The organism is Novosphingobium sp. CECT 9465, from assembly GCF_920987055.1.
Lineage (GTDB): Bacteria > Pseudomonadota > Alphaproteobacteria > Sphingomonadales > Sphingomonadaceae > Novosphingobium.
In genome coordinates this window covers 2,820,835-2,832,920 of the sequence record NZ_CAKLBX010000001.1, presented here as the reverse complement: position 1 = coordinate 2,832,920, position 12,086 = coordinate 2,820,835, and the positions used below count along the sequence as shown (strand labels likewise).

At 64.3% G+C, this 12,086-nt stretch carries 17 protein-coding genes, 1 tRNA gene and 1 pseudogene; 15 read left to right on the top strand and 4 right to left on the bottom strand.

Going from position 1 to position 12,086, the window contains the following annotated elements; genetic code table 11:
* Positions 1-333 precede the first annotated feature (333 nt).
* Entirely contained in the window at positions 334-624 is a 291-nt protein-coding gene (locus tag LUA85_RS13885) for a helix-turn-helix domain-containing protein (RefSeq protein ID WP_371823691.1), read from the top strand.
* On the opposite strand, the pseudogene LUA85_RS13880 reads toward LUA85_RS13885, so the two are convergent.
* A pseudogene (locus LUA85_RS13880) lies at positions 602-1,828 on the bottom strand (tyrosine-type recombinase/integrase). The gene LUA85_RS13885 and the pseudogene LUA85_RS13880 overlap by 23 nt on opposite strands.
* A 170-nt stretch (positions 1,829-1,998) precedes the next feature.
* Positions 1,999-2,085, bottom strand: a tRNA-Leu gene (locus tag LUA85_RS13875).
* A 221-nt stretch (positions 2,086-2,306) separates the two neighbouring features.
* Here LUA85_RS13875 and LUA85_RS13870 point away from each other — a divergent pair.
* The gene (locus LUA85_RS13870) at positions 2,307-3,272 is read left to right on the top strand and encodes a complex I NDUFA9 subunit family protein (RefSeq protein WP_231470882.1); all 966 of its coding nucleotides are present in this window, start codon (positions 2,307-2,309) and stop codon (positions 3,270-3,272) included.
* A 24-nt stretch (positions 3,273-3,296) separates the two neighbouring features.
* On the opposite strand, the gene LUA85_RS13865 is transcribed toward LUA85_RS13870, so the two are convergent.
* Together LUA85_RS13865 and LUA85_RS13860 are read right to left on the bottom strand one after the other, a co-directional pair.
* A complete protein-coding gene (locus LUA85_RS13865; RefSeq protein ID WP_231470881.1) occupies positions 3,297-3,938 on the bottom strand; it encodes a YqaA family protein in 642 nt (213 codons plus the stop codon).
* A 72-nt stretch (positions 3,939-4,010) separates the two neighbouring features.
* Positions 4,011-4,295: a hypothetical protein gene (locus LUA85_RS13860; protein ID WP_231470880.1), complete on the bottom strand. Its 285-nt coding sequence runs from the start codon at positions 4,293-4,295 to the stop codon at positions 4,011-4,013.
* Between the two features lies 1 nt (position 4,296).
* Here LUA85_RS13860 and LUA85_RS13855 point away from each other — a divergent pair, with 1 nt between their 5' ends.
* The 13 genes from LUA85_RS13855 (at position 4,297) to LUA85_RS13795 (ending at position 12,082) form a co-directional block, all read left to right on the top strand.
* Positions 4,297-4,671 carry a hypothetical protein gene (locus LUA85_RS13855; RefSeq protein WP_231470879.1) on the top strand — a complete coding sequence of 125 codons (375 nt, stop codon included), beginning with the start codon at positions 4,297-4,299 and terminating at the stop codon, positions 4,669-4,671.
* Positions 4,664-5,992, top strand: coding sequence for a DNA-packaging protein (locus LUA85_RS13850; protein WP_231470878.1), 1,329 nt, complete (start codon positions 4,664-4,666; stop codon positions 5,990-5,992). Before LUA85_RS13855 ends, LUA85_RS13850 begins: the two co-directional genes overlap by 8 nt.
* Before the next feature lie 204 nt (positions 5,993-6,196).
* Positions 6,197-7,351, top strand: coding sequence for a phage portal protein (locus tag LUA85_RS13845; protein WP_231470876.1), 1,155 nt, complete (start codon positions 6,197-6,199; stop codon positions 7,349-7,351).
* Positions 7,348-7,656 (top strand): DUF6127 family protein, encoded by a 309-nt coding sequence (locus LUA85_RS13840; protein WP_231470875.1) that lies wholly within the window; start codon positions 7,348-7,350, stop codon positions 7,654-7,656. The genes LUA85_RS13845 and LUA85_RS13840 overlap by 4 nt, the downstream gene beginning before the upstream one ends.
* A complete protein-coding gene (locus tag LUA85_RS13835) occupies positions 7,653-8,108 on the top strand; it encodes an HK97 family phage prohead protease (protein WP_231470874.1) in 456 nt (151 codons plus the stop codon). The genes LUA85_RS13840 and LUA85_RS13835 overlap by 4 nt, the downstream gene beginning before the upstream one ends.
* Positions 8,109-8,191: 83 nt before the next feature.
* Positions 8,192-9,340: a phage major capsid protein gene (locus tag LUA85_RS13830; protein ID WP_231470872.1), complete on the top strand. Its 1,149-nt coding sequence runs from the start codon at positions 8,192-8,194 to the stop codon at positions 9,338-9,340.
* Positions 9,341-9,459: 119 nt separating this feature from the next.
* The gene (locus LUA85_RS13825; protein ID WP_231470870.1) at positions 9,460-10,011 is read left to right on the top strand and encodes a hypothetical protein; all 552 of its coding nucleotides are present in this window, start codon (positions 9,460-9,462) and stop codon (positions 10,009-10,011) included.
* The gene (locus tag LUA85_RS13820; protein WP_231470869.1) at positions 10,008-10,166 is read left to right on the top strand and encodes a hypothetical protein; all 159 of its coding nucleotides are present in this window, start codon (positions 10,008-10,010) and stop codon (positions 10,164-10,166) included. The genes LUA85_RS13825 and LUA85_RS13820 overlap by 4 nt, the downstream gene beginning before the upstream one ends.
* A gap of 4 nt (positions 10,167-10,170) precedes the next feature.
* Positions 10,171-10,566, top strand: a complete 396-nt coding sequence (locus tag LUA85_RS13815) for a DUF3168 domain-containing protein (RefSeq protein WP_231470867.1) — start codon at positions 10,171-10,173, stop codon at positions 10,564-10,566.
* Between the two features lie 29 nt (positions 10,567-10,595).
* Positions 10,596-11,003 carry a phage major tail protein, TP901-1 family gene (locus LUA85_RS13810; RefSeq protein ID WP_231470866.1) on the top strand — a complete coding sequence of 136 codons (408 nt, stop codon included), beginning with the start codon at positions 10,596-10,598 and terminating at the stop codon, positions 11,001-11,003.
* Positions 11,003-11,317, top strand: a complete 315-nt coding sequence (locus LUA85_RS13805) for a gene transfer agent family protein (protein ID WP_231470865.1) — start codon at positions 11,003-11,005, stop codon at positions 11,315-11,317. The genes LUA85_RS13810 and LUA85_RS13805 overlap by 1 nt, the downstream gene beginning before the upstream one ends.
* Positions 11,314-11,511, top strand: a complete 198-nt coding sequence (locus LUA85_RS13800; RefSeq protein ID WP_231470863.1) for a phage tail assembly chaperone — start codon at positions 11,314-11,316, stop codon at positions 11,509-11,511. Before LUA85_RS13805 ends, LUA85_RS13800 begins: the two co-directional genes overlap by 4 nt.
* Positions 11,501-12,082, top strand: coding sequence for a tail tape measure protein (locus LUA85_RS13795; protein ID WP_231470862.1), 582 nt, complete (start codon positions 11,501-11,503; stop codon positions 12,080-12,082). The genes LUA85_RS13800 and LUA85_RS13795 overlap by 11 nt, the downstream gene beginning before the upstream one ends.
* The last annotated feature ends 4 nt before the right edge of the window (positions 12,083-12,086 follow it).

Genomic DNA, 12,086 nt, shown 5'->3' with positions numbered 1-12,086 from the left:
TTTCGACAGGAGCGTATGGCACCGGAAATTCGGTGCCATACGGAAAATCTTTTATAACTCATAGGCTTAACAACCGAGCGCTGGCACCTCTTTTATCTCGCCCTCCAAAACAGCCCTAATCCTGCTGCCTTGCCGATTCCGCCGATGGTATTCCGCAGCCACCTAAAGGCCGCCAAGCAACGCTTGCCTGCGATGGGCACGAAATGCCCTGTATTGATGAAGTTTGGCCGGGAAGCGGAACACCTGCCGCAAACCTCCCTACCTATCCCGCTCTTTCCGGCAGCCTGTTTGTCTGCGCTGGGCTGCGAGGAGTAGCCAGGCGCAGAGGCGGCGATGGAGCGATCCCGCCGTATCGGGCAGAATGGCGCGCACGAAAACCATCTGACGAAAGCGAAGTTCATGCCCCGCGCCCTGTCCAAAACTGCTACCATGCCGGAAACCCCGCAATTGCCGCTGGAGCCGTTGACCGTGCGTATCCCGGTCGCGGTACAGCTGACGGGCATTGGCCGTTCGAAGCTCTATGAGCTGATCGCAGCGGGTGAGGTCGATGTCGTGAAGATCGGTGCATCAACGCTCATCACTGTCGCCAGCCTGCGCCGCCTTATCCAGAAATCGCGGCGCTAGGCGGCTTGCGGAAGCTGTCTTGCAGGATCTTCGCGCCTGATCGGAGCTGATCAAGATAGTCGGACCAGCTTTTCATCATGGCCAGCCGCTCTTCCCAATGTTCTCCGCGCGCATAGGCGCGGCGGACGTCATCAGTCTCGGTGTGCCCTAGCTGCCGCTCGATGGCGTCGGGATTCCAGTGGCCCTGCTCGTTCAGCAGCGTGCTAGCCATGGCGCGGAAGCCATGCGCGGTCATCGTCTTGCTATCAAACCCCATGCGCCGCAGGGCGAGATTGATCGTGTTTTCGCACATGGGGCGATCCCGCTTGCCTTGGGCCGGGAAGAGGTAGCGGCGGTTGTCGCTGATCTCGCGCAGTTCCTCCATGATGGCGAGCACCTGCCGGGTCAGCGGCACACGGTGGGCGACGCGCATCTTGGTTTTCTCGGCGGGGATGGTCCAGACGTTCTTGGTCAGGTCAAATTCGGTCCATTCGGCGTGTCTGAGTTCGCCAGGACGCACAACGACGTGAGGGGCGAGACGAAGGGCCGCATGGGTGATTGGATAGCCCGAATAGGCGTCAATTGCGCGAAGCAGCACACCTGCCTCCATCGGCGATGTGATGGCCGCGCGATGCGTGACTTTGGGAACGGTGATTGCGCCGCGCAGGTCTGCCGACACGTCGCGGTCCGCGCGGCCGGTCGCGATGGCATAGCGGAACACCTGCCCGCAGGTGCTGCGCAGCCGCCGCGCGGTCTCATAATGCCCGCGCTTCTCAACCGCGCGCAAGACAGCCAGCAATTCGGGCGCTTTGATCTCACCAATCTTGCGTGCGCCGATGATCGGGTGGGCGAAGTCGAGCAGCCATTTCAGCTTGCCCAGCGTCACTTCAGCGCGGCCTTCCCGGCGGGCTTTGTCGAGCCATTCCTAGGCAACGGCCTGAAAGCTGTTCACGTTGGCCAGCGGGCCGGTGATCTTGTCGATCTTGCGCTTGGCCGACGGGTTCATGCCATCGGCGATCTGCTTCTTGATTTCCAGCCGCTTGGCCCGCGCCTCGGCCAGTGAAACGGTGGGATAGACCCCAAGGGCTGCGGTGGCCCGCTTTTCCCCGAAACGATAATCGACACGCCAACACCGCTGACCGGCCTTGGTGACCAGAAGGTATAGCCCGCCCCCATCGGAAAGCTTGTAGGGCTTCTCGCGTGCAACTGCCTTTCGGACGGCCAGATCGGTAAGCGTGACGCCACCTTTTCGTCGGTTTCGATACCGTCAAAAATACCGTCGGATACCGTCAATTGCAACGAATTTGACCGGATGCGGGTGGACGCTCCAACCGTCAAAAACCTTTGATTTTGCGGACTTCTCCGGACATTTATGGACATGTCCGGAGGAAGCGATGGTGCCCAGAAGAGGACTCGAACCTCCACGCCCTTGCGAGCGCCAGCACCTGAAGCTGGTGCGTCTACCAATTCCGCCATCTGGGCACGGGGCGGAAGGCAAATGCGCCGTCCGCCGGGTAGGAGGGCGCCACTAAGGGAAGGGGGGCGGGGTGTCAACGGGGCATGCGCGGTAATTGCCGACTCTTTTTTCGGATGAGCAGGATCGCGGGATGTTCGTCATTGAAAGCGCGGCCTGTGCTGTGCCAAAGGCGGCGCAGAGGTTCGCTCTTTCCGGGCGATTATCGCAAGCGGCAGGATTTGGTCACATGGCACAGGGCAAGACACGCGATCTCGACGGCATGCTGGTTGCGCTGGTTGGCGGAACCGGCTTCTTCGGGACCCATCTGGCGCAGGAACTGCTGGCGCGCGGGGCACGGTTGCGGGTGTGCAGCCGCCATCCCGAACGCGCATTCCGGGTAAAGCCGCTGGGCGGGCTGGGGCAGGTGCAACTGGTGGCCATGGACGTGCTGAAGCCGCATACCGTGGCAGTGGCGCTGACCGGCGTGGATGCTGTGGTGAACCTTGTCGGGGCGTTTGCCGGAAACCTGGATGGATTGCAGGGCGAGGGTGTCGGGCGGCTGGCGCAGGCAGCGAAGGATGCTGGCGCGCAAGCGTTCGTCCACGTTTCTGCGCTGGGGGCCGATGGTGAATCGGACGTTGCCTATGCCCGGACCAAGGCCGAGGGCGAAATCGCCGTGCTGGCGGCGTTTCCATCGGCAACGATCGTGCGGCCATCGATTCTGTTCGGCGAAGACGACAAGTTTCTCAACATGTTTGGCGGACTGGTATCAAGCTTTCCGCTGATCCCGGTGTTCGGGCCGAACGCGAAGTTGCAGCCGGTGTTCGTCGACGATGCGGCGGAGGCTGTTGCCAATGCGCTGGCCGATCCGCAGGCGCATGGCGGCAAGACTTATGAACTGGCCGGACCGGAAGTGATTACGATGGGCGAGCTGAACCGGCGCATAGCCAAGGCCGCCGGTCGTGATCCCGTGTTTGCCGACTTGCCTGATGCGGTTTCAGGCACGATCGCATCGTTGACGGGGTGGCTGCCGGGAGCACCGATCACGACCGATCAATGGAAGCTGCTGGTTTCAGGGAACGTGGCCAGCGGGACGGTGCCCGGAATCGAGGCGCTGGGCGTTGCGCCGCGACCACTGGGCTTGTTCCTTGATCGCTGGATGACGCGCTTCCGCAAGTTCGGGCGTTTTGGCGTAAAGGCCAAGACTGCCTGATTTCTCGATCCCGGCCAGCGCTTGTCAGGCCGGGATAAGCGGGGCTGCCTGTTCGCATTTGGCCTTGGTTTCAGCCGTCCCGCCACCGCCCAGCATGGTGGCAGCGATGAAGCCGCCAACGACCAGTACGACGAAGCCGATGGTGACGAGGCCGAGGTACTTGTCGATGAAGCGCTTGATCGGGGCGCCGAACAGGCGGAACAGTATGCCCACGATCATGAAGCTGATCGAGCGAGACACAATGCTGGCAAGGATGAACGGCACCAGCGGCATGGCGATGAAGCCGGCGGTGATCGTGAGCAGTTTGAACGGGATGGGCGTGGCGCCCTTGATCATGATGATCTCGACCCCGTAATCGCGCAAGTAGCAGGCAGCTTTAGGGAAACTTTCGGTGAGACCGAGAGCGGCGAGCAGTTGCGTGCCGACCGTATCGTACAGACCGTAACCGATGGCATAGCCGAGCAGTCCGCCGAGAACCGAGGCGATCGTGGCGATCGCGGCAAAGCGGATCGCGCGCCTGGGTTCTGCAAGGCACATCAGACCCAGCAGCGGATGTGGCGGGATGGGGAAGAAGCTTGCCTCCATGAACGCGAACAGCGCCAACCACCATTCAGCATGAGGGTGCGCGGCCTTGGCCATGGTCCAATCATAGAGGCGGCGGAGCATCGAGAATCCCGTCGGTTGTTGTGCAGTGCAGCGTTTAGGCGAGATAGCGGCGAAGTGCCAGCGGAGAGGCGATTAACCGGATTGGCACTTTTTGATTGACATCGTCACGCTTGATCGGTACATAACAAGAACATCGCGAAATGACGAGTCGCCGCCGAGGGGCAACGCGGCGGCAACCGATATCCGCGACAATCCATTCACTTCAAACGCGAGGATGGTCTGAATGGCCAAGCCGACAAGGTCCGTGCCTGTGCCGCAGCCGCGTGCAACAGCGTGTTCTGGCAATGCGAAGAAGAAGCCCGCGCCGAAGCGCCAATGGCAGATGAAATTTCTGGCTGCATTGGCCCAAACCTCCAATGTGAGCGCAGCGGCGATAGCTGCGGGGATCGAACCTTCTCATCCCTACAAGGTGAAGCAGAGCGACAACTGGTTTGCACAGGCCTGGCGGGAGGCGTTGTGCGAAGGGTACGACAACCTTGAACTGGAACTGCTGCATCGCCTGCGCTTTGGCGAAGGCAAGGATGGTGGTGCCAAGTTTGACAATGCCAACGCACTGCGGCTGCTGACACAGCATCGCGAGACGGCGGCGCGGCAGCGGGCAATCCGCGAGAACGCCGATATTGCCGAGGTGCGCGCATCGATACACGCCAAGCTGCTGGACATGCGCGATCAGGTACTGGCCCGTCGCAAGGCGGACAGCGTGATCGCCGATGTGGATGGCCTGCATGGATGACGGCGAACCGCTGGACTGGATGTTCAACGCGAGCCGCGAGGAAATCGACACGTTCTTCGCCAGGCTATCCGACAACGAATGCCGCGAATGGCGGTGGAACTGGAATATCTGGAGCCGCAAGAGCCAGCGCGCGCCGCAAGGTGACTGGCGGATCTGGCTCGTCATGGCCGGACGCGGGTTTGGCAAGACCCGGCTTGGTGCAGAATGGGTGAGAGAGCGGGCCGAGGCCGATCCCGAAGCGCGGATCGCGCTGGTGGCGGCATCGCTGCACGAAGCGCGGGCGGTGATGGTGGAAGGCGAAAGCGGGCTGCTTTCGATCGGAGCGCCGTGGCGACGGCCGACGTATGAATCGTCGGTGCGCAGGCTGGTGTGGCCGAACGGAGCGCAGGCGTTTCTGTATTCGGCAGGAGAGCCTGACAGTTTGCGCGGGCCGCAACACACCCATGCCTGGTGTGACGAGATCGCCAAGTGGGACAACGGATCGAGCAGGGCCACATCGACATGGGACAACCTGCTGATGGGCATGCGTCTTGGTGGCGATCCCCGGCTGGTGGCAACGACGACACCGAGGCCGGTGCCGCTGGTGGCACGGATCATGGCCGAAGGAGACCGGGGCGGGGTGGTGCTGACACGGGGAAGCACGTTCGACAACGCGCAGAACCTGCCCGCGCGATTTATCGCGGCGATGAAGCGGACATTCGGGCGGTCGCTGCTGGGGCGGCAGGAATTGCATGGTGAAATGATCGAGGATCTGGCCGGTGCGCTGTGGAGCCGTGCGCTGATCGAGCAGGGCCGCGAAGCTGTGGCACCGGCGATGAAACGTGTGGTGGTGGCGGTCGACCCGCCTGCCAGCGCGCACGGCGATGCCTGCGGAATCGTGGTGTGCGGAATGGGAGACGACAGGATCGCGCGGGTGCTGGCCGATTGTTCGGTTGAACAGGCCAGCCCCGAACGATGGGCCCGCGCCGTTGCGGATGCTGCCCGCGCCTGGTCTGCGGACCGGGTGGTGGCCGAGGCGAACCAGGGTGGGGCGATGGTGGAGGCGGTGCTGCGCGCTGCCGAGGCATCGCTGCCCTTGCGCCTTGTCCATGCGAGCCGCGGCAAGACGGCGCGGGCCGAGCCGGTGGCGGCGCTTTATGAAGCGGGGCGCGTTCGCCATGCGGGCATGTTCCCCCGGTTGGAGGACGAACTGTGCGGATTGATGCCGGGTGGCGATTATCAGGGACCGGGGCGATCGCCCGACCGTGCCGATGCCTGTGTGTGGGGACTGACCGAGCTGATGCTGGGCAGGGCGGGGGAGCCGCGCATCTGGTTTGATTGAAGCCGGCGGGGTGGGTGAACAGGCCCTTCCGCGGAACAGGCCCTCCCCCGGCCCCTCCCGCGAGCGGGAGGGGAGAGTTCGAGGCAGCCCCTCCCGCAAGCGGGAGGGGAGAGCTGAGGCAGCCCCTCCCGCGAGCGGGAGAGGAGATTTGGACGCTATCGCTTCGCTGGGCGGACTTACTTTATCGAAATCGAAAGGCTGATCATGTCGTTCTTTCAATCGCTTGCCGCCGCCTTCAAGGGCGAGGCGGTGACCCCGCGTGCGCCTTTGGGGCGGAGTTTCGTATCGCCCTGGATCGCAGCGTCTGACTGGCAGGGCGAGCCTTGCCGCGGTCCGATCAATTATCCGGTGGCGATCCGCGATGCCTATCTGAAGAACCCGGTGGCCCAACGCGCGGTGCGGCTGGTGGCGGAGGGCATCGGTGGTGCGCCGGTGGTGGCTTCGGACCCGACCTTGCTGACGCTGGTAAGCGAGACGAGCGCGGGACAGCCGCTGCTGGAGACGCTGGCAGCGCACCTGATGCTGCATGGCAATGGATATGTGCAGGTATTGCGCGATGTGGACGGCAATCCGGTGGAGCTGTTTGCGCTGCGGCCCGAACGGGTGACAGTTCTGCCGGATGCCGGAGGATGGCCCGCCGCCTTCGCTTACAAAGTGGGCGAGAAAGCGATGCGGATCGAGGCGGTGGATGATTTCGGCCGACCCAACCTGATCCATGTGAAGCACTTCCATCCGGTTGACGATCATTATGGCGCAGGTTGCCTTGAGGCGGCCGAAGAAGCGGTGGCGACGCATAATGCGGCGGCGCGGTGGAACCGTTCGTTGCTGGAGAATGCGGCGCGGCCATCGGGGGCGCTGGTTTATGATCCGGGTGATCCGGGGGCAGCGCTATCGCCCGACCAGTTTGAGCGGATCAAGGCGGAATTGACCGCTGCCTATGCCGGACAGGTCAACGCCGGGCGACCGATGTTGCTGGAAGGCGGGCTGAAATGGCAAAGCCTTTCGCTGACGCCTGCCGACATGGATTTTGCCACGCTGAAGGCGGCGGCGGCGCGTGACATCGCGTTGGCGTTCGGCGTTCCGCCGATGTTGCTGGGGATTCCCGGCGACAACACTTACGCCAATTATCGCGAAGCCAACCGGGCGCTGTGGCGGCTGACGCTGCTGCCGGTGGCGGGCAAGATCCTTTCGGCGCTGGCCGAGGGACTGGCTCCGTGGTTCCGCGAGGCGCGGCTGGGCGTGGATATGGACCGGGTGCCGGCGCTGGCCGAGGACCGCGAACGGTTGTGGAGCCAGGTTTCGGCGGCGGAGTTTCTTTCGCCAGAGGAAAAGCGCGCCATGCTGGGAATCGGCGCATGAACCGCGAGGACATGCTGGCCCGGCTGCTGGAGCAGGCCGAGGACGAGGGATGCGATCTGGTGACGCTGCGCGCGGTAGTGGAGGAAGCATCGGACCTTGGCGCGGTGCGGGTGCTCGCCCGGATGGGGCTGGCCGACGACAACGCGCACCATGATCTGGCGGAATTGCGGCAACTGCTGAGCGCGTGGCGCGATGCCAAGGCGAGCGCGTGGAAGGCTGCGGTTGGCTGGGTGGTGCGCGCGGTTCTGGCGCTGCTGCTGTTCGCCATCGCCGTGCGGTTCGGTTCGGGGGATCTGGTGCGATGACAACGATTGTGCCCAAGGCAGCGAAAGCATCGCTGCGCTTTGCCGGATATGCTGCGATCTTTCGCAAGCGCGACAGTGGTGGCGATACAATCCTGCCGGGAGCATTCCGGGCAAGCCTTGATCGCCGGGTGTCGGAAGGCTTGCGCCTGCCGCTGCTGTGGCAGCACCGGCCCGACCAGCAGATTGGCTGGATAGATATGGTGGGTGAGGACGAGCGCGGATTGCGCGTCGTGGCATCGATCACCGCGAAGGAATCGGCCGCTACGCGTGCGCTGAAGGATGGTGCGGTGGACGGACTCTCGTTCGGCTACCGCGTGCGGCAGGGCCGGACGTTGCCCGACGGCCGTGAACTGCACGACCTGGATATCATGGAAGTGAGCCTGGTGACGCGGCCGATGCAGCCGCTGGCACGGGTTCATTATGTGGAGCCTGCGGCGCCGGACGCGGTCTGATCGGCATTCCTTCAATACCCTGGATTTCCCCCACGGGCGCCCCGTGGGGTGGCCCTTTTCATGCAGAAAGGACGTTGTGCCCCATGGATAATGTTACCATCGAAACCAAGGCCGATGCGCTGAGCGGTTCGTTCGACATCGTCGGACGCCAGGAAGCGCAGGATGCCGCACTGGCCGCACTGCGCGGCGAAGTGGAAGAAGTGAAGGGCCGACTGGAGAAGGTCAGCCGAGCAGCGGCCCGTCCGATGCTGGCTGGTGCCGGGATCGTATCGGGGCCGGAAGTGAAGGGCTTTGTCGACGGTTATCTGCGGAGCGGTCGCGAGACCGAGCTGAAATCGCTTTCGAGCGCGGTCGGTGCCGATGGCGGCTTTGCCGTGCCGCAGGAAATCGACGCGATGATTGCCCGCCGCATGGTGGAGATCAGCCCGATCCGCGCCGTGGCCAATGTGGTCAAGACCGGCACATCGGGCTTTCGCCGGCTGATCTCGACCGGTGGCACGGCTTCGGGCTGGGTCAGCGAAACGGGCGCGCGCCCTGAAACGGCCAGCCCCAAGCTGGCCGAAATCGTGCCGCCAATGGGTGAGCTTTACGCCAATCCTTCGGCCACGCAGGCCATGCTGGACGATGCGGCATTCGATCTGGAAGGCTGGCTGGCGAATGAGATCGCCAGCGAATTTGCCCGTGCAGAAGGTGCCGCGTTCATCAACGGCACCGGCGCCAACCAGCCCAAGGGCTTCCTTGCCGCAACCACCAGCGTTGCCGGGGACGATGCACGCGCTTTCGGTTCGTTGCAGTTCATCGGTTCGGGCAATGCCGCCGGGTTTGATGCAGCGCCGGAAGCAAAGCTGATCGATCTGGTCTGCCAGTTGAAGGCGCCGCTGCGGCAGGGTGCGGTGTGGGTGATGAATTCGACCACGCTGGCAACCGTCCGCAAGCTCAAGACTGCCGATGGGGCGTTCCTGTGGCAGCCGGGCATGGTGGAGGGCCAGCCCGATCGCCTGCTGGGCTATGCGGTGATCGAAGCGGAGGACATGCCCAATGTGGCCGCGAATCAGTTCCCGATCGCGTTCGGCAATTTCAAGGCCGGTTACCTGATTGCGGAACGCCGCCAGACGTCGATCCTGCGCGATCCCTACACCAACAAGCCCTATGTCCAGTTCTATGCCACCCGCCGCGTGGGCGGGCAGGTGATGGACAGCGATGCGATCAAGCTGCTGAAGATCGCGGCCTGATCGGGCGCATGGCCTGACTCCATCCACGAGTGACAGGCCGTGTGCCGATGGTGCCTGCGGCGGTTCCCCCCTTGCCGCTGCAGGCACCCCTTATTCCCCTTCATTGACCGGAGATTGCCATGATGCGGGCAATTATCGCACCGCCCGCCTTGTCTTCGGCGGCGCTGACCGAACTCAAGGCGTGGCTGGGCATTTCCCGGTCTGCCGACGATGCCGAACTGGTGGCGCTGCTGCGCACCGCGTTCGAGATTTGCGAAGGATTTATCGGCGCGATGCCGCTGCAAACGGGCTGCGAGGAAACGCTGGCGGCCAGCGATGGCTGGCAGACGCTGTCGGCGCGACCGGCGCGCGCGATCACGGCGGTGGCGGCGCTGGATCTGGCGGGACTGCGGACGGCGTTGGTGACCGGCGACTATGAACTGGACATCGATGCGGACGGGCTGGGCAGGGTACGGTTGCGCAAGCCGATCGATCAGACGCGGGTGGTGGTGACATACACCGCCGGAATGGCGGCAGATTGGGAAAGCCTGCCCGATGCGATCCGGCACGGGGTCATCCGTCTTTGTGCACACCAGCACCGTGGCCGCGACGATGAGCGCAAGGCAGCGGAGGTGCCGCCAGCGGTGGTGGCGGCACTGTGGCGTCCGTGGCGCAGGATGCGATTGGCATGATTACGGCAACGGCTGCGACCGGACCCTTGGCGCGCAGGCTGGTCGAGAGGGCTGAAGCGCTGGCGAAGGCGCGGGCGGTGATGATGGCGCGACGGCGCGATGCACGGCGCTGGCGGAAGGCCAGCCTGCTGTGGCCGCTTTTCGGGGAGGACTGAACCGATGGAAATTTCCTTTCGTGCCGCGCTGATCGCGTGGCTTTCGAGCGATCCTGCCCTGGCTGCGGCGCTGAACGCGGTGGTTGAAGAAGCGCCTTCGCGCACGGCGCTGCCGTGGCTGGCGCTGACCACCAGCGCGAGCACCAACTGGGGCACCAAGACGCTGGCGGGGCGCGAAATCCGTGTGGCGCTGGAGCTGAATTACCGCAGCGACGATCCGCTGGGCGGCGCGGCGCTGGTGGCCGGGATCGAGGCGCGGGTGGAGAACCTGCCTGCCGACCAATCGGCCAATGGTTTTCGCGTGGCGAGCATCGGCTTGCTGCGGGCGCGGGCCGAGCAGCGCGACGAAGCTGTGCGCGTGGTCGTGCTGGAATACCGGGCGCGCGTTCTGGCCGCCTGAGACCCAATTCTTTTCGAGGAGACAACATCATGGCAGCCCAGAAGGGAAGCGCGTTCCTGCTGAAGATCAGCGATGGCGCAGCGACACCGACCTACAACACCGTGGCCGGTTTGCGCACGACGCAGATGTCGATCAACGGCGAATCCGTAGTGATCACCAGCAAGGATTCGGGCGGCTGGCGCGAACTGCTTTCGGGTGCGGGTACGCGATCGGTGACAGTGAGTGCGGCCGGGATTTTCCTGGGCAGCGCGGCTGAAATGCAAGTGCGCGGGAATGCGCTGGCGGGCACGATCGCCGACTACGAGCTTTCGTTCGAGGGCGGCGAGAAGATGCGGGGCAAGTTCCTGGTCCAGCGACTGGATTACTCCGGCGATTTCAACGGCGAGCGCAATTACACGATGACGCTCGAAAGCTCTGGCCTGGTGGCGCAAGTCTGATGGCGGACGCTGCGAACCCCCATCGCGGGGAGGCGGTGCTGGTCATCGCGGGGCAACCGCTGGTGCTGCGGCCGACGTTCGGCGCGCTGGTTGCGGCGGAGCAGGAACTGGGACCGTTGTTTGGCCTGGTCGAACGGGCGAGCGCGGGACAGCTGCGGCTGGCCGAGATGGTCGGGCTGTTCTGGCATTGCCTGCGGGAGCGGGTGGGGCTGGAACGTGAAGACTTTGCCGATGCGGTGGCGCGCGAGGGTCTTGCCGCATGCACCCCACCGCTGCGGACGTTGATCGTGCAAATCCTGAAGGGTGCGGGGTGAGCGACTCATTCGGGGCCAGTGCCGCGCGGCTTTGCGGGCAGGCCGCGCTTTTGCTCGGCTGGATGCCTGACGCATTCTGGGCCGCAACGCCTGAGGAACTGGGCACCGTTCTGAGCGCGATGCGCAAGCCCGATGGCGGGACGATCGACAAGAGCACTCTCGACAGTATGATGGAGGCAGACCGTGGCGGATGAACTCGACACACTGATGATCGACGTGCGCGCCAATACATCGGGCTTTGCTGCCGATGTAGCGCAGATGCGCGGCAGCTTCGATTCCGTGCTGGTGGATGGCTTCGGTCGAGCGGGCGATACGCTGGAGCGCGGCCTGCTGGGCGCGATCCGACGGGGATCGCTGGGATTCGAGGATTTGCGCCGGGTCGCGTTTAACGTTCTGGGCGATATTGCGGCGCAGGCGGTGCAGTCGGGCATCGGGGCGCTGGGCAGTGGTGCTGGTTCTGGCGGGATCGGTGGTGGCGTGCTGGGACTTGGCAGCCTGATCGGATCGATCTTCGGCCTTCCGGGCCGGGCAACGGGCGGGCCGGTGGCACCGGGGCGCGGCTATCTGGTGGGCGAGCGCGGACCAGAGATGTTCGTCCCGACATCGGCCGGGCGGGTCGAGCCTTCGCTGGGCGGCGGCAAGGGGCGGGACGTGAATGTCTCGATCAGGATCGTCAGCCCGCAAGGCAGCAACCAACCGGAGAGCCTGCGCCGGTCTGGCCGCCAGGTAGCGCAAGCCGTGCGCCGGGCGCTGAACGACTTCTGACAAG